The organism is Undibacterium sp. TJN19 (assembly GCF_049339485.1).
Lineage (GTDB): Bacteria > Pseudomonadota > Gammaproteobacteria > Burkholderiales > Burkholderiaceae_D > Undibacterium.
Genome location: NZ_JBMPPL010000014.1, coordinates 38,671 through 63,270 on the forward strand (window position 1 = coordinate 38,671; position 24,600 = coordinate 63,270).

At 49.6% G+C, this 24,600-nt stretch carries 25 protein-coding genes and 2 tRNA genes; 22 read left to right on the top strand and 5 right to left on the bottom strand.

What is annotated here, in order from left to right; all coding sequences use genetic code 11:
* Positions 1-101 precede the first annotated feature (101 nt).
* The 6 genes from fliD to ACO0LH_RS25630 all read left to right on the top strand — a co-directional run bounded on the left by fliD (position 102) and on the right by ACO0LH_RS25630 (position 5,441).
* Positions 102-2,111: a flagellar filament capping protein FliD gene (fliD, locus tag ACO0LH_RS25605; protein WP_422943979.1), complete on the top strand. Its 2,010-nt coding sequence runs from the start codon at positions 102-104 to the stop codon at positions 2,109-2,111.
* A 69-nt stretch (positions 2,112-2,180) separates the two neighbouring features.
* Positions 2,181-2,651: a flagellar export chaperone FliS gene (gene fliS, locus ACO0LH_RS25610; RefSeq protein ID WP_422943980.1), complete on the top strand. Its 471-nt coding sequence runs from the start codon at positions 2,181-2,183 to the stop codon at positions 2,649-2,651.
* Between the two features lie 6 nt (positions 2,652-2,657).
* Entirely contained in the window at positions 2,658-2,993 is a 336-nt protein-coding gene (locus ACO0LH_RS25615; RefSeq protein WP_422943981.1) for a flagellar protein FliT, read from the top strand.
* Positions 2,994-2,998: 5 nt separating this feature from the next.
* Positions 2,999-4,336, top strand: coding sequence for a flagellar hook-length control protein FliK (locus tag ACO0LH_RS25620; protein WP_422943982.1), 1,338 nt, complete (start codon positions 2,999-3,001; stop codon positions 4,334-4,336).
* Positions 4,329-4,637: an EscU/YscU/HrcU family type III secretion system export apparatus switch protein gene (locus ACO0LH_RS25625; RefSeq protein WP_422943983.1), complete on the top strand. Its 309-nt coding sequence runs from the start codon at positions 4,329-4,331 to the stop codon at positions 4,635-4,637. The genes ACO0LH_RS25620 and ACO0LH_RS25625 overlap by 8 nt, the downstream gene beginning before the upstream one ends.
* A gap of 42 nt (positions 4,638-4,679) precedes the next feature.
* Positions 4,680-5,441, top strand: a complete 762-nt coding sequence (locus ACO0LH_RS25630; protein WP_422943984.1) for a flagellar brake protein — start codon at positions 4,680-4,682, stop codon at positions 5,439-5,441.
* 72 nt (positions 5,442-5,513) lie between these two features.
* Here the strand turns inward: ACO0LH_RS25630 and fliE are convergent, their stop codons facing one another.
* The gene (gene fliE / locus ACO0LH_RS25635) at positions 5,514-5,867 is read right to left on the bottom strand and encodes a flagellar hook-basal body complex protein FliE (RefSeq protein ID WP_422943985.1); all 354 of its coding nucleotides are present in this window, start codon (positions 5,865-5,867) and stop codon (positions 5,514-5,516) included.
* A 200-nt stretch (positions 5,868-6,067) separates the two neighbouring features.
* Here fliE and fliF point away from each other — a divergent pair, with 200 nt between their 5' ends.
* From fliF to ACO0LH_RS25705, 14 genes are all read left to right on the top strand, one after another.
* Positions 6,068-7,759, top strand: coding sequence for a flagellar basal-body MS-ring/collar protein FliF (fliF, locus tag ACO0LH_RS25640; RefSeq protein ID WP_422943986.1), 1,692 nt, complete (start codon positions 6,068-6,070; stop codon positions 7,757-7,759).
* Entirely contained in the window at positions 7,752-8,747 is a 996-nt protein-coding gene (fliG, locus tag ACO0LH_RS25645) for a flagellar motor switch protein FliG (RefSeq protein WP_422943987.1), read from the top strand. The genes fliF and fliG overlap by 8 nt, the downstream gene beginning before the upstream one ends.
* Entirely contained in the window at positions 8,740-9,420 is a 681-nt protein-coding gene (locus ACO0LH_RS25650; protein ID WP_422943988.1) for a flagellar assembly protein FliH, read from the top strand. The genes fliG and ACO0LH_RS25650 overlap by 8 nt, the downstream gene beginning before the upstream one ends.
* A gap of 5 nt (positions 9,421-9,425) precedes the next feature.
* A complete protein-coding gene (gene fliI / locus ACO0LH_RS25655; protein ID WP_422943989.1) occupies positions 9,426-10,823 on the top strand; it encodes a flagellar protein export ATPase FliI in 1,398 nt (465 codons plus the stop codon).
* Positions 10,824-10,846: 23 nt separating this feature from the next.
* The gene (fliJ, locus tag ACO0LH_RS25660) at positions 10,847-11,287 is read left to right on the top strand and encodes a flagellar export protein FliJ (protein WP_422943990.1); all 441 of its coding nucleotides are present in this window, start codon (positions 10,847-10,849) and stop codon (positions 11,285-11,287) included.
* Positions 11,288-11,326: 39 nt separating this feature from the next.
* Entirely contained in the window at positions 11,327-12,955 is a 1,629-nt protein-coding gene (locus ACO0LH_RS25665; RefSeq protein ID WP_422943991.1) for a flagellar hook-length control protein FliK, read from the top strand.
* A 374-nt stretch (positions 12,956-13,329) separates the two neighbouring features.
* Complete coding sequence (gene fliL, locus ACO0LH_RS25670; RefSeq protein ID WP_422943992.1) at positions 13,330-13,836, top strand: flagellar basal body-associated protein FliL; 507 nt, start codon at positions 13,330-13,332, stop codon at positions 13,834-13,836.
* A gap of 4 nt (positions 13,837-13,840) precedes the next feature.
* A complete protein-coding gene (gene fliM, locus ACO0LH_RS25675) occupies positions 13,841-14,842 on the top strand; it encodes a flagellar motor switch protein FliM (protein ID WP_422943993.1) in 1,002 nt (333 codons plus the stop codon).
* Positions 14,835-15,257 carry a flagellar motor switch protein FliN gene (fliN, locus tag ACO0LH_RS25680; RefSeq protein ID WP_422943994.1) on the top strand — a complete coding sequence of 141 codons (423 nt, stop codon included), beginning with the start codon at positions 14,835-14,837 and terminating at the stop codon, positions 15,255-15,257. Before fliM ends, fliN begins: the two co-directional genes overlap by 8 nt.
* Positions 15,254-15,691, top strand: coding sequence for a flagellar biosynthetic protein FliO (gene fliO / locus ACO0LH_RS25685; RefSeq protein ID WP_422943995.1), 438 nt, complete (start codon positions 15,254-15,256; stop codon positions 15,689-15,691). The genes fliN and fliO overlap by 4 nt, the downstream gene beginning before the upstream one ends.
* Positions 15,692-15,701: 10 nt before the next feature.
* Positions 15,702-16,484 (top strand): flagellar type III secretion system pore protein FliP, encoded by a 783-nt coding sequence (fliP, locus tag ACO0LH_RS25690; RefSeq protein WP_422943996.1) that lies wholly within the window; start codon positions 15,702-15,704, stop codon positions 16,482-16,484.
* A gap of 8 nt (positions 16,485-16,492) precedes the next feature.
* Positions 16,493-16,762, top strand: a complete 270-nt coding sequence (gene fliQ / locus ACO0LH_RS25695) for a flagellar biosynthesis protein FliQ (RefSeq protein WP_422943997.1) — start codon at positions 16,493-16,495, stop codon at positions 16,760-16,762.
* Positions 16,763-16,782: 20 nt separating this feature from the next.
* Complete coding sequence (gene fliR, locus ACO0LH_RS25700; RefSeq protein WP_422943998.1) at positions 16,783-17,595, top strand: flagellar biosynthetic protein FliR; 813 nt, start codon at positions 16,783-16,785, stop codon at positions 17,593-17,595.
* A 7-nt stretch (positions 17,596-17,602) separates the two neighbouring features.
* Entirely contained in the window at positions 17,603-19,156 is a 1,554-nt protein-coding gene (locus ACO0LH_RS25705; RefSeq protein WP_422943999.1) for an NAD(P)H-hydrate dehydratase, read from the top strand.
* A 27-nt stretch (positions 19,157-19,183) separates the two neighbouring features.
* On the opposite strand, the gene cysE is transcribed toward ACO0LH_RS25705, so the two are convergent.
* From cysE to rnr, 3 genes are all read right to left on the bottom strand, one after another.
* A complete protein-coding gene (gene cysE / locus ACO0LH_RS25710) occupies positions 19,184-19,927 on the bottom strand; it encodes a serine O-acetyltransferase (protein ID WP_422944000.1) in 744 nt (247 codons plus the stop codon).
* 96 nt (positions 19,928-20,023) lie between these two features.
* The gene (gene rlmB, locus ACO0LH_RS25715; RefSeq protein WP_422944001.1) at positions 20,024-20,755 is read right to left on the bottom strand and encodes a 23S rRNA (guanosine(2251)-2'-O)-methyltransferase RlmB; all 732 of its coding nucleotides are present in this window, start codon (positions 20,753-20,755) and stop codon (positions 20,024-20,026) included.
* 36 nt (positions 20,756-20,791) lie between these two features.
* Positions 20,792-23,281 carry a ribonuclease R gene (gene rnr, locus ACO0LH_RS25720; protein WP_422944002.1) on the bottom strand — a complete coding sequence of 830 codons (2,490 nt, stop codon included), beginning with the start codon at positions 23,279-23,281 and terminating at the stop codon, positions 20,792-20,794.
* A gap of 159 nt (positions 23,282-23,440) precedes the next feature.
* On the opposite strand from rnr, the gene ACO0LH_RS25725 reads away from it, so the two are divergent.
* Both ACO0LH_RS25725 and ACO0LH_RS25730 read left to right on the top strand, forming a co-directional pair.
* Positions 23,441-23,525, top strand: a tRNA-Leu gene (locus ACO0LH_RS25725).
* A gap of 202 nt (positions 23,526-23,727) precedes the next feature.
* Positions 23,728-23,812: transfer RNA gene (locus ACO0LH_RS25730), tRNA-Leu, on the top strand.
* Positions 23,813-24,057: 245 nt separating this feature from the next.
* On the opposite strand, the gene ACO0LH_RS25735 is transcribed toward ACO0LH_RS25730, so the two are convergent.
* Complete coding sequence (locus ACO0LH_RS25735; RefSeq protein ID WP_422944088.1) at positions 24,058-24,591, bottom strand: phosphoribosyltransferase; 534 nt, start codon at positions 24,589-24,591, stop codon at positions 24,058-24,060.
* Between the last annotated feature and the right edge of the window lie 9 nt (positions 24,592-24,600).

Consider the following 24,600-nt stretch of genomic DNA (forward strand, 5'->3'; position numbering starts at 1 on the left):
ATTTTATGTCTATATTCAAAACAAGCAGGTAAATTCCCTTCTAAAGTCTGATTTACCTTTGCCGATAATAAAGTAAAGTACTTCCAACAAAGGGGAATCACGTGGCAGGCATTCAATCAACAGGCATTGGCTCTAATCTTGACGTCAATGGCATCGTCTCCAAACTGATGCAGGTGGAGAGTCAGCCATTAACGTTGCTGGCGACCAAAGAAGCGAGCTATCAGGCCAAATTATCCGCATATGGATCGTTGAGTAGCGCTGTAAGCGCTTTTCAAAGTGCCCTGACATCACTGAACACGCCATCGACATTTCAATCACTGAATGCTAGCTCCGGCGATTCGACCATTGCATTTGCCACTGCCAACAGCTCAGCAACAGCTGGTAGCTATAATGTAGCCGTGACCAAGCTGGCGCAAGCACAGGGCCTTTCCAGTGCAGGTCAGGTCAACTCTACCGATGCGATTGGTACTGGTACTGAAACCACCATCAGTTTTGAATTCGGCACCATCACCGGAACAGCAACAAATGGGGTCTATCCTGGCGGCACGACATTCCAGCAAGATCCCAATCAAACGGTAGGTACCGTAAAAATAAACAGCACCAATAATTCCTTGCAAGGAATTCGTGATGCCATTAATTCGGCAAATATCGGTGTAAGCGCATCTATCGTAGGTGACGGCAGTGCCACCCCTTATCACTTGGTACTCAATTCCAGCAAAACTGGTGCAGCATCAAGCATCAAAATCACCTCATCAGGCGAAGATGCCGCTGTTACCTCTCTACTGGCTAATGATCCGGCTGGCACGCAACATTTTACGGAAGTCAGTACCGCGCAAAACGCCAGCCTGACGGTCAATGGCATTGCCATTTCCAGTGCATCCAATACAGTATTGGGCGCGATACAAGGCGTATCGCTGACGGTTTCAAAAGTCGGCACTACTTCAATATCCGTGTCGCCCAATACCACCGGTATACAAGCGGGGGTCACAAGTTTTGTCAAAGCTTACAATGATCTTAACAGCACTATCAAGAGCCTGACTGCTTATGATGCGACGACCAATAAGGCCGGTTTGCTGCTGGGTGATTCAACCACACAAAGCATACAGAATCAGATCAGAAAAACCTTGTCCTCTTCAGTCAATGGCCTGGGCGGTGGTTTAACAACCTTGTCACAGATTGGTGTCAGCTTCCAGAAAGATGGCTCCATTGCGCTGGATGCATCCAAGCTCTCATCGGCACTTGCCACCAAATTTAGCGATGTAGGCGGCCTGTTTGCTTCTATAGGTTCGGCGACTGATAGTCTCGCCAGCATTACTGGTTCTTCTTCTACGACCAAAGCTGGCAGCTATGATCTGGCGATTACACAAATTGCGACCAAATCCAAGCTGACTGGTGATCTGACACTGCCAGCTACCACCACCATTGATCCAAATACAAAAATCAGCGTTACCCTGGATGGCGTGGTTGCTGACGTCAGCCTGGCGGCCGGCAATTACACCCCGACCGACCTGGCCACCCTGATCCAGTCATCGATCAACAGTACGTCGGCATTTAGTTCGGTCAGCGCGACCGCCAAAGCCAGCATAGTCGGTGGCGCTCTGGTGCTGGAATCAAATAAATTTGGCTCTACCTCTGCCATTAATGTCGCCAATCAAACAGGGACCGGCATTGCCTTACTGACAGGCAGTGTGGTGAGCGGCACCAGTGGCGTGGACGTCGCAGGCACATTAAATGGAATAACCGCAACCGGTAACGGACAGGTACTGTCAGGCGCCAGCGGCAGCCCGGCAGATGGGCTGAAATTACTCGTTGCCGGTGGCTCAACTGGCGCAAGGGGTACCGTGAATTTCTCCGTCGGCTATGCGACACAGTTAAGTGGTTTGTTAAGCGGCTTCATAGGCAGCTCAGGAACCATTACCAGCACCACGGCAGGCGTCAACAGCAGCATCAAGGACATAGGCAAGCAACGCGATGTCTTGAATAGCCGCTTATTTGATATCGAAGCGCGGTACAGGGCGCAATTTACAGCCTTGGACAGCATCGTCAGCAGCCTCAATAACACCAGTACCTTCCTGACCCAGCAATTGGCAGCGCTGTCTGGTAGCAAGTAAACAGTAGCAAGCAGTGAGTAATGAGTAACAGTAATTCGATAACCACGCAGAGAATATAAGGAAAACAATATGTTTGGCTCATCACAAGCACGTGGCGCAAATGCTTATGCCAAGGTTGGCATAGAAACCGGCGTCATCGCAGCCAGCCCTCATAAGTTGATCGTTATGCTTTTTGACGGGGCTATCGTGTCTATTTCCAATGCGCTGCAACACTTGCGCAATGGTGAAATTGCACCAAAAGGTCAGGCCATTTCCAAATCCATCGCAATTATTGAAAACGGCCTGCGCGCCAGTCTTGATAAAAAGGCTGGTGGTGAAATTGCCGTTAGCCTCGACTCGCTGTATGAATACATGACAGCCAGATTAATTCAAGCCAATCTGGAAAATAATGAAACCATGCTGACAGAGATACAAAACCTTTTACGTGATTTAAAAACTTCATGGGAAGCCATCGCCCCGACCAAGGAAGTAGTAAGTGAAGCCCCAAAAGTAAATATTGATCCATTAGCACCTCGTCCTGCTAACTTTGTTGAGGCTTGAATCAAGATGAATAGTCTGGAACTAATCTCGTTGTATGAAAATGTGGCCACCATCACCGGCAACATGCTGGAAGCTGCCCGCTCTGGCAACTGGGAATTATTGGGACAACTGGAACATGATTGCTCCAGTCGCGTACAAACCTTGCGTGAAAATGAAATTCCCTTTGATCTTCCTGCCGATATGCGGGATAAAAAAATTCGCATCATCAAGAAGATACTCGCAGATGATAAAGAAATTCGCGACCTGACAGAACCATGGATGGCGCAATTATCTGATTTAATGAAAAATTCCAGTACCACTAGAAAACTTTCCAGAGCTTATGGTGCAGGCAGCTCTGCCTGAATTGTATGCCTGAACGGCTCGATATAATTAGCAGGCCAGTTGCCAATATCGAGGCGCCAACTGCCGCCTCTGCAATTAGCGAGCTAAAACAGGATATCACTCCCAAGCTTGCCCAGCTTGTTACAGGTCAGTTGTTAAAAGGTGAAGTTCTGTCCAAGCTCATGGATGGCAGTTTCACCGTCCGGGTCGCGGGAATTACCGCAAAAATGTTGCTGCCCGAAGGTAGTAAAACCGGCGACCAGATTCCCTTGCGCCTGGTCGGCACAAGCCCAAGACCGACATTTTTGCTAGAAAACAGTGGTGATGTGCCTGCGCACACAGCATTGCTTCAAAATTACAACCCCAATGCAGAAAAAACCAGCCCATCAAACACATTAAGGGATTACCTTGCCTCTGATGTGGGCGAAACAGGTGTTATCGCCAGGCCCCAGGCCTCGCCCGGTAAAATTTCACCCGACAGCACGCCGGCCAAAGAGGATGCCTCTGCCGTAGTGACCCTGTCGAAAAATGTTGATAGTAGCAATAAAATTGTGAGCGACGTCCCTGATGCAATAAAGCCCTCAGGCACTCAACAGCTAGCAACTGCCAGAGCTAACGAAATCAATGTCAAAGCGCCTTTAGTCAACACCCCTGCTCCTGAGCTGGCGACGGACAAAAATAGCAGCACACCAACTTCGCTGAGCAGCACAGCAAAATTTATAGATCAGATCTTGCAGACACAACATCCACAAGGCCCAAAAACCAGCATCGCCAGTCAGGACCCAATTCTAAGTGCTCCAGCGAATTTGAAAGACACCGTCACTACCGCAACCAAGCTGCAAAATCAGATTAGTGCCAGCGGTTTGTTTTATGAATCTCATGTTGCAGAATGGGCACAGGGCCAGCGCCCCATTGCCGACATTCGTTCAGAGCCACAGTCACAAATTAGCCCAACTCAGACGGGCAGTAGTGACCAGACAAGCAGCACACTGCCCGTCAACAAAGAATTAGGCCAAATAATTCATCAGCAACTAAATGTGCTTGAGCAAAACATTGTACGATGGCAAGGTGAGTTGTTTCCTGGTCAAAAAATTGAATGGGAAATTAAAAAAGAAGCACAAGAAAAACGAAATATCCAAACGCAAGAAGAGGTAAATTGGCAATCTGTAGTGCGTTTTAACCTGCCCAGCCTTGGACAAGTCACAGCGACACTGAATTTTCGGGCAGATACCCTGGGATTATCTTTGCGGGCAGAACAAAGCGACACAGTCACCGCATTAAAAAATCACGCCAGTGAACTCAGTGCAGCCTTGCAGGTGGCCGGTTCACCATTAATGTCGTTTGTAGTCAATAAAGATGAATAATCCGAAGCCAGCAGTACAAAATGCTGTTGCAATTGCTTATCAAACCGGTGATTCTGCTCCCAAGGTAGTCGCCAAAGGTAAGGGCTTGATTGCGGAAGAAATCATTGCCAGAGCTAAAGAGCACGGAATTCATGTGCACCAGTCCAAAGAACTGGTCTCATTATTAATGAAAGTGGATCTTGATCGCGATATTCCACCTGCACTGTATCGCGCAGTTGCAGAACTACTCGCTTGGCTTTACCATATTGATAAAGAAAAATCAGAGGCAATTTCGGAGCTACCCGGGCCAGAAAAGCGCTAAGCGTGATCATAACAACCCGATTTTTAATACGATTATAAAAATATGCCATCCTCACCTCCGAGTCTAGGTACAGAAAATCAGAGCCCTTTCCAGGTTGATTCCCGACGGGAGATCATCGGTTTGTTGCGTGGACTCAAAGATAGCAAGCAGCTCATCAGCATGCTCATCAATAGTGGTTCGGAAGTTTTCATCACTTCGATTCTTGAGGTCGACGATGTCAATGAACTGGTGACAATTGACAGTGCGCCCGGGCAACTGGCTAACCAGCGCATTATTGAAGCACCAAGGGTATCGTTTGAAGGCTTGCTGGACAGAATCAGCATACAGTTTTCCACGACCAGCATAGAGCGCATCATTTTTGAAGATCGCCCTGCCCTGCAATTTGCCATTCCAACCACGATGATACGTCTGCAAAGACGCGAATATTATCGTATCAATACGCCGCTTTCAAACCCGATCAGAGCGATGGTGCCTGCGCAAGTTGGCGACAGGATTGAAAATTTGAAATTGTCGCTGGTAGATATCAGTTGTGGCGGCATCGCCATATTGGATGAAAAAAAAGTGCTCGACAGCACTATTGGCGTTATTTACGAGCATTGCAAACTCGACCTGCCCACAATCGGCCTGGTAGATGTCGTTTTGCAAGTCAGAAATTCCCAGGACCTGATCTTGTTGAACGGTAAAACGAATCGCCGTCTGGGATGCCAGTTTATCAATATGTCAAATACGGTGCTGGCCAGCGTGCAGCGTTACATCATGAAGCTCGAACGTGAACGCAATGCCAAACTGACCGGCATACGCTAATGCTTACCAAAAACACCTCGCAGAGACGCTGCATGGCCGTGTCTCTGCACTGTCCGGTTAATTGCCTTAAACTCAAATCTGCATATTCATGATGTCATGGTATGCAGAAACCAGCTTGTTCCTGACCTGTACAGTCGTTTGAAATGAAATATTGGCCTTTTGAGCAGAGATCATTACGTCTGAAAGACTGACTTTATCGTCCCCCAAGGCAAATTTCTGCCCCAATTGCTCTGCTTTTGTTTGCGACTGATTCACGCTGTCAATCGATGCTTTCAAGGCGTCAGCAAAATCCACCCTGTCAGGACTGCGATTTTCAGCCTGGCTCACACCCACGCCAGCACCCGCCTCCATCCTGGCCGCAGTTGCCTTTAACTGCGCCACCATCGCATTGATCTGGCTCGTATCTATTCCGCCCATTTTCATCATGACACCTTTTTTTCTAAACTGGTACGCCTGCTACATTAACAGTTAGAAAACAAGTAAGTCCCTCGAAAAGAGAGTGAAAGATGGTGTTTTTCCTTAGTTTGATTTTGCAATTTAAGTGGACAATCGGTATCAAGGAAAAAACTCATCTCCAGGACCAAGCAATGGACTCAACTGACACCTTAAACGGTACAAGGTAATTTATGGCAACAGCAGAAAATACCGTACTTGCCCAACCGGTCGCGAACTTTCCGAATCCTTTCGGCTTGCCGCAAACCCAGGGTATGCGCAACATCATGCTTGGTGTCGGCGCAGCCATTACAGTGGCAATCATGGTTGGCATCTGGCTATGGAGCCAATCGCCCGACTACAAAGTACTGTTTTCCAATTTCAACGACAGGGATGGTGGTGCAATCGTTGCTTCGTTGCAGCAGATGAATGTCCCCTACAAATATTCAGATGGCGGCAATGCCCTCCTGGTACCAGCCAACCAGGTGCATGATGCACGCCTGAAACTGGCTGCCCAAGGCTTGCCGAAAGGCGGCAATGTCGGTTTTGAGCTGATGGAAAATCAAAAATTGGGTATCTCGCAATTTTTGGAGCAAGTCAATTTCCAGCGTGCGCTGGAAGGCGAACTAGCCCGCTCCATTCAGGCTGTTTCAGCTGTACAAACAGCACGTGTCCATCTTGCCATTCCAAAGTCATCCGTCTTCATCCGTGACCAGCAAAAGCCCACTGCTTCGGTTTTATTGAATGTCTACCCTGGTCGCAGTCTGGATCAACAACAGGTCAGTGCAATTTTGCATCTGGTTGCCAGCAGTGTGCCAGAACTGTCAGCTAAAAGCGTCACCATTGTCGATCAGAACGGCAATCTTCTATCCGACCCTACCAAGCAGGCAAGCAACAATAATCTAGATCCTTCACAACTCAAATATGTGCAGGAATACCAGCAAAACATCGTCAAGCGGATTGAATCCATCATTTCGCCCATCGTCGGCGCCAGCAATGTCAGGGCTGAAGCCACTGCCGATATTGACTTTTCCCGTAGTGAACAGGCGGCAGAAAGCTATCGTCCCAATTCACCACCAGAAGCGTCCACCATACGCAGCCAACAGACCAGCGAATCGTATAACAAGGGCCTTAATCCCTCTGGCATACCAGGTGCACTGAGCAATCAGCCGCCCGTGCCGGCCACGGCGCCTATCGTTGCCAGTGGCGCTACTGCCAGCAGCAATGCCGCGGCCAACAGTGGTCTGGCGCAAAAAGACTCGACCACGAATTATGAAGTCGACAAGACCATTAAATATACACAACAGCCTATGGGCGGCGTAAAACGATTGTCTGTGGCTATAGTCGTCAATTATAGAAGTGAAACAGACAAAGCGGGCAAAACCACCACCAGACCCCTGACCGACATTGAAAAAACCCAGATTACCGACCTGGCCAGAGAAGCAATGGGCTTTAATAAAGACCGTGGTGATACACTGAATGTCGTCAACAGTCCCTTTGCCAGTCCAGAAAAAGAACCTATAGTGGAATTACCACTGTGGAAACAGCCAGATGTATGGCAAATGGCCAAAGAATATGGAAAATATATTCTGGCGGCCATCGTCCTCGCTTATCTTTTCTTCGGGTATTTAAAACCCATGCTGTATAAGATGATGGGCAAGGATAAGGAAACTATAGAAGCGGAACAGGCAGAGAAACAAAGAATATTGGAAGAAGAACAAAAAGAGGAAGAAGAGGCGGCTATCGTCAATTTATCCCGGGAAGCAGAACAAAATACGCGCCATGGATCCACTTATGAAATGAACCTGGATATGGCCAAGGCGCTGGCAAAAGAAGATCCGCGTATTGTCGCTAACGTTGTAAAGGCATGGGTCAGCAATGAGTGAAGACGGAGTTCAAAAAGCAGCCACCCTGATGCTGGCGCTGGGTGAAGACGGCGCCGCTGAGGTGATGAAGTATCTGGGCCCGCGCGAGGTGCAAAAAATTGGTGCGGCAATGGCAGCGATCGGCCCTATTCCGCACGAAGCGATTGCCAAGGTTCTGGAAGAATTCAAGACCGCAGCAGACCTCAGTTCGTCTGTCGGACTCGATTCTGACGAATATATACGCAATGTACTGACCAAAGCTTTGGGTGACGACAAAGCGGCGTCTCTGCTTAACCGGATTTTAGGCGGCAAAGATGCCAGTGGCATAGAAAGCCTGAAGTGGATGGATTCCCCTTCTGTCGCAGAGCTCATCAAGAACGAACATCCACAAATCATTGCCACCATCCTGGTTCATCTGGAAAGCGACCAGGCTTGTGAAATTCTGAACCAGTTCACCGAACGCCTGCGCAATGACATTGTCTTGCGCATTGCGACCCTCGACGGTATTCAGCCAACGGCATTGCGTGAACTCAATGATGTGCTGACCAAACTGCTGACCGGCAATGAAAGTCTGAAGAAAAAATCCATAGGCGGCGTGCGCGCCGCAGCCGAAATACTGAACTTCATGAGTGGCGAAAACGAAGCATCGGTCATGGATAATCTGCGCAAATATGATGGTGACATGGCTGAAAAAATCATGGATGAGATGTTTGTCTTTGACAACATTCTGGAAATTGATGACAAGGGCATACAGTTACTGTTACGTGAGGTACAGTCAGATTCGCTGATTGTTGCACTGAAAGGTGCAAATCAGGATATGCGTGAAAAAATCTTTAAAAATATGTCGCAGCGTGCTGCAGAAATGATGCGTGAGGATCTGGAATCAAAAGGACCTGTGCGCCTCTCTGAAGTTGAAACGCAGCAGAAGCAGATCTTGCTGATAGTACGCCGCCTGGCTGATGAAGGCCAGATCATGTTGGGCGCGAAAGGTGAAGACGCTTATGTCTAACCCCACCAGAGCTGGTGACCTGACTGCATTTCAGCGATGGGAAATGACCTCGTTTGGCGATAATCGCCCGGCGCATGTAGAAGAAGTCAAACAGGTGACAGCAAACACCGCTGCGATCAACCGTGCGGAAGCAGAAAAGATAAGAGAAAGTGCACGTCAGGAAGGTTTTGCTGCCGGATACAAAGAAGCTTATGAACGCGGTTTAAAAGATGGCCAGGAAACAGGCTACAACGAAACCGTGGAACGCGTACAGTCAGAAATTCAGGCTTTGCAACAACTTGCCAAAGGGTTTTCCGAGCAGATTGGCGCTGCCTCAAGCCAAATGGGAAGTGAATTGATGGAGCTTGCGATTGATCTTGCCCAGGCCATGCTAAAAGCGAAACTGGATGCTGATCCTGAAATCATACTTCCTATCGTCGAAGATGCCATTAGCCAGCTATCTGCCATTCAGCAACCCGCACAGATTTTTCTCAATCCCGAAGACGCTGTCATCATCAAAAATCAGCTTGGGGAAACATTGATTGAAGGTGGCTGGCGCGTCATCGCTGATCCCCACATGGAACGCGGTGGCTGCAGGCTCGAAACCTTGCATAATATGGTCGATGCCAGCTACGCGACACGCTGGCAGAAATTGATGGCCGGTATACAGCATGGCCTGCATCGTCCCGGCTAATCATTATGCAAGACACCTTCACCCTGGACTGGAAATCAAAACTGCTTGCCACTCGCGAGCAGATCTCCCATGTCAAAACAACCCTGCTTTCTGGCAGAGTAACCCGGGTGACAGGCCTGGTCATGGAAGCTGTGGGCCTGCGCTTACCCGTCGGCAGCGCCTGCTCCATCCATTTGCAAAGTGGTGCCAAAATAGATGCAGAAGTCGTCGGCTTTGATGGTGAACGCCTGTTTCTGATGCCGCATAGTGATCTTGACGGCGTAACGCCTGGTGCGCCAGTGTTTCCAGCAGAGCCAGAGATCCATGAAATAGCGCAACATCCGCGCCGCCGCCCCAGTGACAGAAGCAGGCATCTGCCTGTAGGTTATGAATTACTGGGCAGGGTACTCGATGGCAACGGTCGCCCGCTTGATACTTTAGGCCCGCTGAATACCCATGAATCAGCCCCGCTGGGAGCAAGAATATATAATCCGCTTGAACGCGCCCCAATTGTTGATACGCTTGACGTTGGCGTCAGGGCAATCAACAGTATGCTCAGCGTGGGGCGTGGTCAGCGCCTCGGGCTTTTTGCGGGTTCAGGCGTAGGCAAGAGTGTCTTGCTTGGCATGATGGCGCGCTATACCGCAGCCGATGTCATCGTCGTAGGACTGATTGGCGAGCGTGGCCGTGAAGTCAAGGAATTCATAGAGCAGATCCTGGGTGCCGAAGGCCTGGCGCGCTCAGTCGTCGTTGCCGCCCCGGCTGATGCCCCTCCCCTGATGCGCTTGCAGGGCGCGGCCTATGCCACCACCATTGCAGAATATTTCCGGGACCAGGGGCGCAGCGTTTTGCTGATCATGGATTCACTGACTCGCTACGCCATGGCGCAAAGGGAAATCGCCCTGGCCATAGGCGAGCCGCCAGCAACCAAAGGTTACCCGCCATCCGTTTTTGCCAAACTGCCTATTTTGGTAGAACGGGCCGGCAATGGCAAAAGCGGCGGTGGTTCAATCACCGCTTTTTATACCGTGTTGACTGAAGGTGATGACCAGCAAGACCCTATCGCCGATGCTGCACGTGCGATTCTGGATGGTCATATCGTGCTTAACCGTACTTTGGCAGAAAGCGGTCATTATCCCGCCATTGATATCGAACAATCCATCAGCCGGGCGATGCACGGTATAACCACGCCGGAGCACCAGCAACTGGCCAGAAAATTGAAACAGCTTTATTCCAGGTATGAACGTAGCCGGGATTTGATCAGTGTTGGCGCCTATTCACCCGGTTCAGACCCTTTGCTGGATGAAGCCATACGCTTATACCCAAGGATAGTTGCCTTTTTGCAACAAGATATCAGTGAAAAATGTGGCATTCCCGAAAGCATGGGCCAACTTCGTGCTCTATTCAACGGATGGAAAGCCTGAACATTACCTATACTTGAAACAAGATGACGCAAAAATCGCCCATTACGACGCTGATTGAAATTGCTGAAAGAGAAGTTGACGATGCCGCCAAACTTTTGGGCAAGGCAATCCGTGCGCATGAGGACACTGAGAAAAAACTCAGTTTGTTGCAGCAATATCGGGATGACTATGCGCAACGATTGCAAGATGGTGCGAGCAAGGGTCTCAGCATTTCGCAATATACGAATTTCCTGTCTTTTTTAGAAAAACTGGATTCTGCAATAGACGGGCAAAAGCAGGTTGTCAAAGATGCCGAACACCGTATTGTCATGGCAAAAACAGCATGGCAATCCACTGAAAAGAAACGCCTCTCTTACGATACGCTGCAAACCCGGGCTCAGAACATTGTTCAGAAAAAAGAAGCCAAACGAGATCAGAAACAAACCGATGAAATGGCAGCACGCGCCCTGTTCTACAAACGCTAGCTGAATCGACTTCAGTTGAATTGAATATAGGTAATCCAAATGCAAGCTACTAACATACTGAGTTCCGTTGACAAACAGAACAATGGCCAGAAACCATCTAAAAGTGCAGCCTCTGTCAGTAGCGAAAACAGTTTCAACCAGTTGCTGAGCAAAGAAATATCCAGCGGCATCAAGAGCGACAGCAGTTTTAACAACAATGTCAGCAAATCAGCGCCTGCGCCCAAAACCAACAACGCCAATACCAATAACACCAATACAAATAACAACAATTCGAACAATAACGTCAACAATTCAAACAATAATAATCCTGCGCCAAAACAAACGACAGACAGTGGCCCTGGCAATACTGCCAACAATACCCAGACAAGCGATGTCGACGATAGCAAGCCCGCAACACAGGATGAAGACAAGGACACCAGCAAGGAACAGGATATCAGCGCGCAAATTCTTGCACTGGTAGGTAATCTTGCGCCTGTACCAGTCAGCACCGATACAAGTAAAGTCACAGCCTCAGATGCACGTTCAGGCACTAAGGTGCTCAGCGGGCTGGCCGCCACAGCACTGGACGCAGGCAAGAATGCCAGCGATGCGGCCATTGATTCCCTGGCAAAATTTGCTGACACCCAAATTGCAGACGCCCTCAATGCAGCAAGCAACAAGCCTGGTACCCTGGCAACAGATGCTGCCAGCCAGTCAGCGCTTGACAGCAATGCTGTCAGGCCAGACTTGAATGCAATCGCCGCCCAATTAATTGCTGGCAAGGCAGATCCAAAATCAGGCGGCACAGTGACAGTAAAAACCGTCACTAATTCCATTAAAGCGTCAAAACCTGCTGCAGAAACTGGTTTGGCTATTCCTGATACCAATGGCACGCCATTGGCGACGCTTGCCGCTGCACCGAAAGAGCTGGCAACATCTACAGGCAAAAACACGACCGAAGCCCTGACCGACACAAAGACTGCTGATACGAAACCCGGAGATGCAGAACTGATCAGCAAGGTGACAGAAAAAACCGTGAATTCCAGCCCTGAAACAGGCGTGACGGATAATTCAAAAACTTTTGCGAATGATATTGCGCAGGCCCGCGATCTTCTCGCAGACAAAATATCCGAAACAAAATTGACTGCAACTGGCAAAGACATTCCGATTGCAGTCGCCCCACCACCCGCTCAGGCCGCAATCACCGGCTTGCAGGTCAGCGCTGCTAATACTTTCGCCGCAGACCATATCGGCCCAAGGGTAGGCAGCACTGGCTGGGATAAGGCCGTTGGACAAAAAGTCGTCTGGATGGTCGGAGAAGCAATGCAATCTGCCGAACTGACATTGAACCCACCCGATCTGGGACCCTTGCAAGTCGTACTGAAATTGAGCAATGAGCAAGCCAGTGCCAGTTTTACTGCGGCACAACCTGAAGTCAGGGAAGCACTGGAAGCAGCACTGCCACGTCTGAAACAAATGCTCAGTGATGCAGGTGTGCAGTTAACTGGTTTTTCAGTTAATTCCCAGGCGGCTGGTCAAAACCAGAATCAGGGATTTGAACAGCAACAGGCCAGAACCTTCGGTACGTCCAGGCAAGCAACTGAAGTGGCAGACACTACGATCAATTCAACTGGCCCAGCTACGGCCAAAGTACAACTCAAAAATGGCCTGGTCGACACCTTTGCCTGATTCAATTTCTGCGAGACGACTTACAGCGTCAATTTTATAGACGCATCAACCATCAGGACAAGGATGGCTGATGATTTGCTTGCCTGACAAAATAATATCGCCTATCCATTGAGCCCATCAATTCAAAATCCAACAAATTTTGTCTGGTGACCATCCGCTTCGGTCGGCCTTCTGGGAAAAACCAGCTACATGCATGTAGAATGATTGCCAAAGGCGAGATCCTCGAAACAGGCATCAAGGGCATGCAATAAATTTTGCGTCACAAATGACAGAGATAAGCTGAAATACGCCCTCTTATTCTTGGATATTAACTGCCTCTTATCAACGATAATACTTAAAAATCATGGCAGTTAATGCCAATCGAGAGGAAAAAAATGGCAAAAGCACCAGCCAAAGCGCCGGAAACAGGCGATGCCCCACCAGCGGGCAAATCAAAAAAGAAACTTCTCATCATCATTGCAGCAGCCGTATTCTTATTGGTCGCTGTAGGCGGCGCCGCAGCCATTTTCCTGTCGAAAAAAGGTTCTGCAACGAAAGAAAAAGAACACAAGGCAGAACCTGCCAAAGCACCGGTCTTCCTGGCACTGGAACCGTTTACCGTCAATTTGCAATCGGATAATGGCGACAAGTATCTTCAGATCAGCATGACCTTGCAGGTACAGGATGAAGAACAGGTCAATTCCATCAAGGCCAATATGCCACAAGTACGCAGTCGCCTGCTTTTGCTCTTGTCAAGCAAGGATGCTGCGGAAATATTGTCGGCTGAAGGCAAGGAAAAACTAGTCACTGAAATCATAGAAAAGGTTGCGCAGCCATTCGTTGCCAAAGGCGAACCACAAAAGGTCAGTGGCGTCTTTTTCACTTCTTTCGTAGTTCAATAAAGCCATGTCAGATAATTTTCTCTCCCAGGAAGAAGTCGATGCCCTTTTGAAGGGCGTCACGGGAGATCAGGATGACTCACAGTCGCTGGAAGATACTTCCGGTGTCAGGCCATACAATCTTGCTACGCAGGAGCGTATTGTCCGTGGTCGTATGCCAACACTGGAAATTATCAATGAACGTTTTGCCCGCTTGTTGAGGATAGGCCTGTTCAATTTTCTGCGCCGCAGTGCAGAGGTGTCTGTCGGTACAGTCAGGGTGTCCAAATACAGTGAATTCATCCGTAACCTGGTGGTGCCGACCAACCTGAATCTGGTCCACATGAAGCCTTTACGCGGGACTTCATTGATCGTGCTAGACCCTGGCCTGGTATTTTTGCTGGTCGACAATCTGTTCGGTGGTGATGGCCGCTTCCATACCCGTGTGGAAGGCCGTGATTTTACGCAGACGGAACAACGTATTATCCAGCGCATACTGGAAATCATTTTTGAAACCTATTCAAAATCCTGGGAGCCTGTCTACCCGATTGAGTTTGAGTATATCCGTTCGGAAATGAACACACAGTTTGCCAATATTGCGACACCCAATGAGGTCGTGGTTTCAACGACATTTACAATCGAACTGGGACCAGTCAGTGGCGAAATGCATATGTGCATGCCCTACTCAACCATAGAACCGATACGTGACATCCTGACCAGTAGCTTGCAGGGTGAAACCCTGGAAGTGGATAAGCGCTGGGTACGTCTGATGACGCAGCAGATACAGATTGCTGAAGTAGAAATCGTCGCTGATCTGGGTACCACGCGCGTGACGCTGGGCGATATACTTAATATGAAAGAAGGGGATGTTATTCCCCTGTCGATCCCCGACATCATTTCTGCCAAAGTGGATGGCACTCCGGTGATGGAGTGCAAATATGGCGTTTTTAATGGGCAGTATGCTTTACGCGTTGAGAAACTCATCAGTTCCAGCGTACAAGAAGTAGCACAAGGAGAAAATCATGGATGACAACGGCGATTCACCAATCAGTGAAGATGATTGGGGCGCGGCAATTGCCGAGCAGGAAAAAGCGGAAGCAGCAGCGGCTGAAAAAGCCGAAGCACCACCCAGCGCTGCCATTTTCAAGGAATTCAGCGGTAAAGGTGCTACAACCGAAACCCATAACGATATCGATTTCATTCTCGATATTCCGGTACAACTGACCGTTGAACTAGGCAGGACAAAAATTGCGATTAAAAACTTGCTGCAATTGGCGCAAGGTTCTGTGGTGGAACTCGACGGCCTGGCCGGTGAGCCTATGGACGTGCTGGTCAATGGCTGCCTGATTGCACAAGGCGAGGTGGTGGTAGTGAATGACAAGTTTGGTATCCGCCTGACCGATATCGTCACGCCAGCCGAACGCATACGCAAGTTGAACAAATGAGGAATCGCTATTTTTATGGCCCGGTCATTGCGCTGGCATTATCCTGCAATGCTCTGGCAGCTGAAAATAGTGTGCCGTCACCCAGTGTAGGCTTATTGCAAATCATCACCGGCCTGATGCTGGTATTGGGTCTGGTGGTCGTCGCAGCCTGGTTGATGAAGCGCTTGGGGCCAATGACGACAGGGAATAAAATCCCCGTCAAAATCATCGGCGGTATCAATGTCGGAAATCGTGAGCGCGTGATGGTGGTAGAAATCGCTGATCAATGGTTGATTCTGGGTGTGACTGCCAACAGCATCAACAATCTGGGCAGCATGCCAAAGCAGGAAGATTTACTGCCACACCCTGCCCAACCACCCGGAATGGATCCCTTCTCGGCATGGCTGAAGCGTACGGTAGATAAACGCACTGCCGACCGGTCTGAAACCAAGTAAGCATACCTGCATGAAAACTTTGCGATTACCCCTGCCTGCTGCATTATTGCCGACGATATGGCTTGCCATTTTCTTCGCTGGCATACTGTTGCCTGACCTGGCATTTTCCCAGACCAATGGCGGTTTACAGGCAATTACCGCCACACCTGCTGCTGGTGGCGGGCAAAATTACTCTTTAAGTGTCCAGACGTTGCTGTTTCTGACAGCGCTCAGTTTCATACCGGCAGCGTTGTTAATGATGACCAGTTTTACCCGCATCATCATTGTCCTGTCTTTATTGCGTCAGGCTTTGGGTACACAATCTGCGCCTCCGAACCAGGTGATGGTGGGTTTATCGCTGTTCCTGACGCTGTTCGTCATGGGCCCGGTTTTTGACAAGATTTATGCCGAAGCCTATCAACCGTTTAACGAAAATAAGATTTCCATGTCTGTGGCTCTGGATAAAGGGGCGGCTCCGCTAAAACAGTTCATGATGAAACAAACCCGTCAGTCTGATCTGGCGCTGTATGTCAAATTATCCAATTCGCCACAATTGCAGGGACCTGAAGATGTGTCTTTGCGCATCTTGATACCCGCTTTCATTACCAGTGAATTAAAAACCGCTTTTCAAATCAGTTTCGCGATCTTTATTCCTTTTTTGATTATCGATATGGTGGTAGCCAGCGTCTTGATGTCTATGGGGATGATGATGGTGTCACCTGCAATTGTTTCTTTACCGTTTAAATTGATGCTGTTTGTTTTGGTCGATGGCTGGCAGCTATTGATAGGTTCACTTGCTCAAAGTTTTTATTAAGGCTCATCATGACACCCGATAGCGTAATGACACTAGGCCGCCAGGCAATGGAAGTCACTTTGATGGTTTCAGCACCTCTGTTACTGGTCGCTTTGGGCATAGGTCTCATCGTCAGTATCTTTCAGGCTGCGACACAGATTAATGAAACCACACTTTCATTTATTCCAAAGCTGGTGGGGATTTTCGTCACCCTGATCATTGCCGGGCCGTGGATGCTTTCCATACTGCTTGATTACATGCGGCAGATGTTTTCCAGTATCGCCACCATGGCTGGCTGATCACCAGAGCCAACCAGGCAATGATTTCTATTTCCAGTAATGAGCTGATTGCACTCATCAATTCTTTTATCTGGCCACTGACCCGCATTCTGGGCCTGATTGCAGTCGCGCCACCATTTGGCAACAATACCGTACCGGTGCAAATCAAAATTGCACTGGGCGTTATGCTGGCCCTCATCGTTGCCCCTACCCTGCCCGTCATTTCTGATCTTGACCCGGTTTCCTTCAACGGCATCCTTGTTCTGGCGCAGCAATTGATCATCGGCTTGGGGATGGGTTTTGTTATGCGGGTACTGTTTTCCAGTATAGAAATGGCCGGCGAGGTCGCGGGTCTGACAATGGGGCTGGGATTTGCGACTTTTTTTGATCCACAGACTCAGGGACGTTCTTCAGCGATTGCACAATTTCTGGTGCTGACAGCCACTCTGATATTGCTCACCTTGAATGTACACCTTTCGATGTTGGCGACGCTGGTAGAGAGCTTTCAGACCATCCCTATCTCTACCTCTTTCCACAGCGGGTTTAATTATCAGAAGATGGTGATCTGGGGCGAACAGATTTTTAGCGTCGGTATGCGCCTGTCCCTGCCTATCGTTGCGGCACTCTTGGTAACCAACGTCGCACTAGGTATTTTGACGCGTGCCGCGCCGCAGTTGAATCTGTTCGGTATCGGTTTTCCCATCACCATTGGTGTTGGCTTTCTGATGCTGGCGCTGATACTGCCGTATTTGCTGCTGCCGCTGGAAAACCTGTTCCAGCAAGGCATAGAAACCATGCAATCATTGGGGTTGCCCGCAACAGCGCCACCGTCACAGCCACCAATGCAAAGATAATATTCCCATGCCAACATACTTTCATCCTGAGGACAGGCTTTATACGATAGATGAAATCCGCTCTATAGAAGCGAAGGCTTTGGCGAATCAGGGAGCATTTACCCTGATGCAGCAAGCAGGTCTGGCTGCCGCCGACATGGCATGCCAACTGATTCATGCCAGTGGTGCCAGCGGTGTCGCAGTTTTGCTGCTGGCTGGGCCTGGCAACAACGGGGGCGATGCCTTTGAGGTGGCGTTTCTGCTATCCAGGCGCGGCTATCAAGCCACGTTGATCATGTGTGGCGATGCGGACAATTACTCGCCAGATGCAAAAGCCAGCCTGCAACGGGCACAAGAACAAGGCGTGCATTTCTGCACCCCTGCAGAGGTACTGGCAGACACGTTGACACCCTGGAGCCTGATTGTAGACGGTTTGCACGGCATAGGCCTGAAACGTCGTCTGGACCGCACAAACGTCGTTTTGATCAATTACCTGAATCAAGTAAGCGACAAAACAGGCGTTCCCGTGCTTGCGCTGGATGTGCCGAGCGGCTTGAGTGCAGATACAGGCCAGCCTGTTGGCGCAGATGACACTGATGGCATCACTTTACAAGCCAGCCACACCATTACTTTCATTGCCAATAAACCTGGCCTGCATACAGGATCAGGGCGAGACTATGCAGGCAGGGTCAGCGTTGCGAAACTGGATATACCTGAATCCTTCTTCCCACCCTGCCATGCGCACCTGAATACCCGTGCATCCTTACTCAATATTTTGCAGCGACGCAAACAAAATAGTCACAAAGGCAGCTATGGCGACGTGATAATTATCGGCGGCGCGTCTGGCATGACTGGCGCGGCGATACTGGCTGCGAGGGCAGCACAGTTTTCTGGTGCGGGGCGTATTTATTGTGGTCTGCTTGCCGAGGCACCTGCCTATGACAGCCTGCATCCGGAGATCATGTTTCGTCCGGCACAAGAACTGGAATTTGGCAGTAGTACTGTCGTCATCGGGCCAGGTTTAGGTAACTCATCTTTGGCAAAAACTTTGTTACTGGAAGCGTTGAATAAGGCAACAAGCTTGCTGATTGACGCCGACGCACTGAACATGGTCGCTGCCGATAAGTCACTGCAAAATGCGCTGGCATCAAGAACTGGCGCTACAATTTTAAGCCCACACCCACTGGAAGCGGCCAGATTGCTGGGGCAAACTGTTGCCGAGGTGCAGGCAGACAGAGTACAGGCTGCACATGAACTAGCGAGTAAATATAAGGCAACGGTGATACTGAAAGGATCAGGCAGCATTATTTGCGATGCATATGGCGAGATGAGCATCAACCCCACTGGCAACCCTGCCTTGTCCAGCGGTGGCACAGGTGATGTGCTGGCAGGTGTATGCGGTGCTCTGCTCGCGCAAAAAATGACTGCCTATGCCGCGACAAGAATGGCAACCTGGGCACATGGTCGCGCTGCCGATGACCTGGTAGCGCGCGGTATTGGCCCCTTGGGATTGACTGCAAGTGAACTATTGCCAGACATCAGAGTGAACCTGAACAGCTTGACAAGTCGCTCAGCTGCGTGAGGCAGGGTTCTCTGGTCACGATGATGCTTAGTCAACCAGACTGTTAATCTGTTCAGGTATCAACTTTTCTGCCCCTGCTGCGTCGCAGGCAATGCCGGCATGGGACAATGCAGCGGAAAGCTTTTCAATCTGCTCTTGCTGGGCAACCGCATGATCGATCAACTTGTGGAGTACCTTAGAAATGGGGTCATCGCTGTTCTGGGTAACGCCATACGCAGTAAATAGATGCGCGCTTTCGGAATCTGCCGAGGCCATCTCTTTTTTGATGATATGCGCAGGATTGCCCACAGCTGTCGAACCGGCAGGAACAGGTTTTAGCACTACAGAATTTGAGCCTATCTTGGCACCGGCACCAACAGTAAACCCACCAAGCACCTTGGCACCCGCACCAACAATGACACCGGCTTCCAGTGTGGGATGGCGTTTGGCACCTCTTGACAAGGACGTGCCGCCCAAAGTGACGCCCTGGTAAATCGTGCAGTCATCACCGATTTCAGCAGTTTCACCTATCACCACACCAAAGCCATGGTCGATAAATACACGGCGGCCTATCGTGGCACCAGGATGAATTTCAATTCCTGTCAATACGCGGGCGATATGCGAGATAAAACGACCCAGCCATTTCAGACCACGCGACCAGCACCATTGCGCCCAGCCATGCATGAGAATCGCCTGAAAACCAGGATAACAAGTGATTACCTCCCACGCATTCCTGGCGGCAGGGTCTTTCTTGATAATACTGGCGATATCTTCTCTCAGACGGCTAAACATGAAATTTAAAAGAGTTTGGGCGGAGATAGATAGTAGCGCATTTCAAAATTTGCCGTTTTGTCCGGGCCAGAAAACCGGGACACAAGGATGGTCAGGTCACAGGCGTTGACGGCGCGCCTCATACAGGCAGATGCCTGATGCAACGGATACATTCAGGCTTTCTACTGATCCAAACATGGGTACGCTGACTAATATGTCACAGGTTTCCCTGGTCAGGCGGCGCATGCCTTCACCTTCTGAGCCCATGACCAGTGCGCAACCAGTTTTAAAATCCACGTCATAGATATTTTTCTCTACGTCATCTGTAGTGCCGACCAGCCAGATGTCTCTTTCTTTCAATTCACGCAAAGTACGGGCCAGATTGGTCACAGTGATGTAAGGGACAGTTTCAGCAGCGCCACTGGCTACTTTGGCAGCAGTGGCGTTCAAACCGACGGCGCGGTCTTTTGGTGCGATGACAGCATGCGCACCTGCACCGTCGGCAACCCGCAAACAGGCACCCAGGTTGTGCGGATCAGTAATGCCGTCCAGCACCAGCAACAAAGGCGGTCCATCAATCGCATCCAGCAATTCATCCAGATTACGGGCCAGTGACAATTCACTGGCTTTTGCCACAACACCCTGATGGCGGCGTGTGCCGACAATATTGCTCAGACGTTGATCATCTGCCGGAATAATGCGCACACCAGCAGATTTTGCTGCCTGCAACAGGTCTTTCATGCGCCCGTCTACACGGGAAGAGTCGACATAAATTTCTTCGACAGACGAAGCTTCATGACGAATCCGGGAGGTCACCGCATGGAAACCAAAAATCATTTTACTTTTCATTTTATTCTTTTCAATTCTGTTCTGACTAATTCTGCTCTAACGTCTTTTCTTTACTGATTTTCCTGCCGTCACCGGGGATTTTTTCTTGGCCCCGACAGCAGCGGATTTCTGGCGACGTCCACCAGAAAAACTATCTTCAACTACTTTCTTTGCGGTACCGCCTTTGAATGCCTTGGGAAAGCTGCCCGCCACTTTTTCTTCGGCTACGACAACGGTTTTCTTGGCGGATGATGTTTTGCGATTTCTGTCATTCACAGCCGCACCACGTACGTCCCCTGCCACACTCGCAGCACGACTTGAGAGGGGCTGGACGATACTCAAATCGATTTTTCTGGCGTCCAGATCAACGCGACTGACCTGCACAGTCACTTTATCGGTCAATTGATAACGCTTGCCGGTACGCTCACCGCGCAATTCATGACGGGCATCATCGAACTGGAAGTAATCAGCGCCCAACTCGGTCACATGCACCAGACCCTCGATAAAGATGTCATCAAGCTGGACGAAAATGCCAAACTGGGTCACGCCAGTGATCATGCCCGTGAATTCTTCACCAATTTTGTTTCTGATGAAATAGCACTTGAGCCAGGCTTCGACATCGCGTGATGCTTCATCGGCACGGCGTTCATTGGCTGAACAATGCACACCTAGGGCATCCCAGATAGTCTGTTCTTTCTCAACTTTCTTTTTACCAGCTGCGTTATCCGCAATTTGCTGTTTGCGCGCCGCATTGGAAACGGTGGTGTTGAGTACGCTTAAATCGATATTCTTTGGTTCGTACTTTTTTCCCTGCAAAATCGCCTTGATCGCCCTGTGTGTCAGCAGATCAGGGTAGCGACGTATAGGGCTGGTGAAATGCGCGTACGCATCATAAGACAGGCCAAAATGACCGATGTTGTCAGGGCTGTAGACTGCCTGCTGCATGGAGCGTAACAACATGGTCTGCAATAAAGGCGCATCGGGGCGACCTTTGATCTTGGTCATCAGCTCGGCGTAATCTGACGCCGCAGGTTTATCGCCACCACTAAGTGATAAGCCTACCTGCTTCAGGAAATTTCTGACCTGGGTCAATTTTTCCTTGGTCGGGCCAGCATGGATACGGTAGGTACCGGGATGCTTATAAGTTTCAAGCAAATTGGCTGCGCAGACATTGGCCGCCAGCATGCATTCTTCAATCAGTTTGTGCGCATCGTTACGGGTACGCGGCAATATCTTTTCGATTTTGCCGGAAGGATTACAAACGATATAGGTTTCTGTCGTTTCAAAATCGATCGCCCCTCGTACATGGCGCGCTTTTAACAGCGACTGGAAGACTTCATACAAATGCAGCAGGTGCGGCACCAGGGTCATACGTTTGGCAGCTTCTGGCCCCTTGGTGTTGCCCAGGATGGCAGCGACTTCAGTATAGGTAAAGCGCGCAGCTGAATGAATCACCGCAGGATAGAACTGATAGGCCGTCACTTCACCAGCCTGTGAGATAACCATATCGCATACCAGCGTCAGGCGATCAACATCGGGGTTCAGTGAGCACAGGCCATTCGACAGACGTTCTGGCAACATCGGTATGACGCGACGTGGAAAGTATACCGAGGTACTACGCAATAATGCTTCCTCATCCAGCACGTCATTGGGATTGACGTAATGGCTGACGTCAGCGATTGCGACAATCAGCCTGTGCCCTTTGCTGCGGCCAATCTTGATAGGTTCGCAATAGACTGCATCATCAAAATCACGGGCGTCTTCGCCATCAATGGTCACTAATGGGATATCACGCAAATCCACGCGATCGGCGAGGTCAATATCGCGTACTTCTGATGGCAATTTGGAGGCGGCTTTTTTTACCGCCTCTGAAAATTCATGCGGCACGCCAAATTTTCTGACGGCAATTTCAATTTCCATGCCGGGGTCATCCACATCACCCAGCACTTCAACGATCTTGCCCACCGGTTGCGCATAACGGGTTGGTTGCTCGGTCAATTCGACGCTGACCACCTGACCTGCTTTGGCCTTGCCTGGTGAACCAGTCAGCAAGATATCCTGGCTGAAGCGCTTGTCTTCAGGCGCAACTATCCAGACGCCGTTTTCATTGAGCAGGCGGCCAATAACATGGGTATTGGCTCTGTCCAGTATCTCAAGAATGCCGCCTTCCAGCCGGCCACGCCTATCGGTACCGACTACACGGGCCATGACGCGGTCACCGTGCAAGACCTTTTGCATTTCGCGCTCAGGCAGGAACAGGTCTTCACTGCCATCATCAGGAATCAGGAAACCATAGCCTTCGCGATGACTGCTGACTTTGCCGCTGATGAAATTATCTTGATTGGCGATGGAATAATTTCCACCTTTATCTACTTTGACTTGCCCATCTCTTTCCATCGCGTTTAATCGTCGTGTCATGCCATCTAACTCCTCAGGTTTCACTGACAGCACCTCTGCAATCGCAGTCGCTGTCATTTTTGCCGTGTTAGTACGTAGAACACCCAGTATCTCTTCGCGACTGGGGATGGGGTATGAATGCTTGTTCAAATTTTGTGTTTTTTCTTAAAAAAGTTAATTTGGCTTACGCCAAAATCTTATCAGGCCATAGTTTACTGTAGCAAACCTCTTTCGCCTAACAATTCTTGTATTACCCAGTCAGCTCATCTTGACAAACGCCTGGATTAAATTATAATCTTGCTCTCCGTTGCCCACGTGGCGGAATTGGTAGACGCGCATGGTTCAGGTCCATGTGCCTTCGGGTGTGGGGGTTCGAGTCCCTCCGTGGGCACCACAAATTTGAGAGCCCGCTGATGAAAATCAGCGGGCTTTTTCAATTCCGGATTCACTTTTGCAAGTATAAGCAAGAAATCATTCCTTTCCATGCCATCACGTGTTTGTTGCAATGATACTGCTGCACACCCCTGTCCTCTTCAACTTCATTTAAAAATATTCCCCCAAAACCAGTCAGATACTCTATAATAATGCCTCACGTTGCCCACGTGGCGGAATTGGTAGACGCGCATGGTTCAGGTCCATGTGCCTTCGGGTGTGGGGGTTCGAGTCCCTCCGTGGGCACCACAAATTTGAGAGCCCGCTGATGAAAATCAGCGGGCTTTTTCAATTCCACATTTGCTTTTCTCATTTGCGCAAGCTGCGTCATATCCGCACCGTTCAAATCAAGCAAAGTCCAGCGGGAACAAACAAGCGTCCCATTTTTTTCGCCCATGGAACACGAGACACACATCACAATAAAGCACCACTTAATCGCATAGTGTCGACATCAAAAAAACGGAAGCTATTTGCTTCCGTTTTTTGACTGACAACTACGCTGCGCCCTTTTTCAGCCAGGCATTCAATTGATGCGGCCTGATGCTGTCATATTCTTCAAACGGCTGATGTATCCAGGGGTTGTTCGGCAAATGATCGAGATAATAATCCGGCGCCACCGATGAACAGGCTTTAAACCAGATCACGGCCGACTTGACTTCACTGACAGCCGGGAAATTTTCACGCAGATGTACCAATACCTTTTCCAGCGTGACGCCAGAATCCACCAGATCGTCCACGACCAGTACACGACCTTGCAGTGCGCCTTTGGTCATGGAAATGTACTTGCCTATATCCAGTGCCCCCTGCACGGTACCTGACTCTTCACGATAGGAACTGGTCGATAAAATCGCCAGTGGCACATCGAAAATGCGCGAAAAAATATCGCCTGGACGCAAGCCGCCACGCGCCAGGCAAAGCACCTGGTCAAATTTCCAGCCGGATTCGTGCACTTTCAGTGCCAACTGCTCGATGGAGCGATGATAGACTTCCCAGGAGACCCATAGGTCCTTGTCTGTAGATGCAGGCATATTCATATT

Bases quoted from the DNA above. Each gene is read 5' to 3' on its own strand.
- fliS (WP_422943980.1), top strand. From the start codon at position 2,181: ATGTTTGGCTCATCACAAGCACGTGGCGCAAATGCTTATGCCAAGGTT.
- ACO0LH_RS25615 (WP_422943981.1), top strand. From the start codon at position 2,658: ATGAATAGTCTGGAACTAATCTCGTTGTATGAAAATGTGGCCACCATC.
- ACO0LH_RS25620 (WP_422943982.1), top strand. From the start codon at position 2,999: ATGCCTGAACGGCTCGATATAATTAGCAGGCCAGTTGCCAATATCGAG.
- ACO0LH_RS25625 (WP_422943983.1), top strand. From the start codon at position 4,329: ATGAATAATCCGAAGCCAGCAGTACAAAATGCTGTTGCAATTGCTTAT.
- ACO0LH_RS25630 (WP_422943984.1), top strand. From the start codon at position 4,680: ATGCCATCCTCACCTCCGAGTCTAGGTACAGAAAATCAGAGCCCTTTC.
- fliE (WP_422943985.1), bottom strand. From the start codon at position 5,867: ATGATGAAAATGGGCGGAATAGATACGAGCCAGATCAATGCGATGGTG.
- fliF (WP_422943986.1), top strand. From the start codon at position 6,068: ATGGCAACAGCAGAAAATACCGTACTTGCCCAACCGGTCGCGAACTTT.
- fliG (WP_422943987.1), top strand. From the start codon at position 7,752: ATGAGTGAAGACGGAGTTCAAAAAGCAGCCACCCTGATGCTGGCGCTG.
- ACO0LH_RS25650 (WP_422943988.1), top strand. From the start codon at position 8,740: ATGTCTAACCCCACCAGAGCTGGTGACCTGACTGCATTTCAGCGATGG.
- fliI (WP_422943989.1), top strand. From the start codon at position 9,426: ATGCAAGACACCTTCACCCTGGACTGGAAATCAAAACTGCTTGCCACT.
- fliJ (WP_422943990.1), top strand. From the start codon at position 10,847: ATGACGCAAAAATCGCCCATTACGACGCTGATTGAAATTGCTGAAAGA.
- ACO0LH_RS25665 (WP_422943991.1), top strand. From the start codon at position 11,327: ATGCAAGCTACTAACATACTGAGTTCCGTTGACAAACAGAACAATGGC.
- fliL (WP_422943992.1), top strand. From the start codon at position 13,330: ATGGCAAAAGCACCAGCCAAAGCGCCGGAAACAGGCGATGCCCCACCA.
- fliM (WP_422943993.1), top strand. From the start codon at position 13,841: ATGTCAGATAATTTTCTCTCCCAGGAAGAAGTCGATGCCCTTTTGAAG.
- fliN (WP_422943994.1), top strand. From the start codon at position 14,835: ATGGATGACAACGGCGATTCACCAATCAGTGAAGATGATTGGGGCGCG.
- fliO (WP_422943995.1), top strand. From the start codon at position 15,254: ATGAGGAATCGCTATTTTTATGGCCCGGTCATTGCGCTGGCATTATCC.
- fliP (WP_422943996.1), top strand. From the start codon at position 15,702: ATGAAAACTTTGCGATTACCCCTGCCTGCTGCATTATTGCCGACGATA.
- fliQ (WP_422943997.1), top strand. From the start codon at position 16,493: ATGACACCCGATAGCGTAATGACACTAGGCCGCCAGGCAATGGAAGTC.
- fliR (WP_422943998.1), top strand. From the start codon at position 16,783: ATGATTTCTATTTCCAGTAATGAGCTGATTGCACTCATCAATTCTTTT.
- ACO0LH_RS25705 (WP_422943999.1), top strand. From the start codon at position 17,603: ATGCCAACATACTTTCATCCTGAGGACAGGCTTTATACGATAGATGAA.
- cysE (WP_422944000.1), bottom strand. From the start codon at position 19,927: ATGTTTAGCCGTCTGAGAGAAGATATCGCCAGTATTATCAAGAAAGAC.
- rlmB (WP_422944001.1), bottom strand. From the start codon at position 20,755: ATGAAAAGTAAAATGATTTTTGGTTTCCATGCGGTGACCTCCCGGATT.
- ACO0LH_RS25735 (WP_422944088.1), bottom strand. From the start codon at position 24,591: ATGCCTGCATCTACAGACAAGGACCTATGGGTCTCCTGGGAAGTCTAT.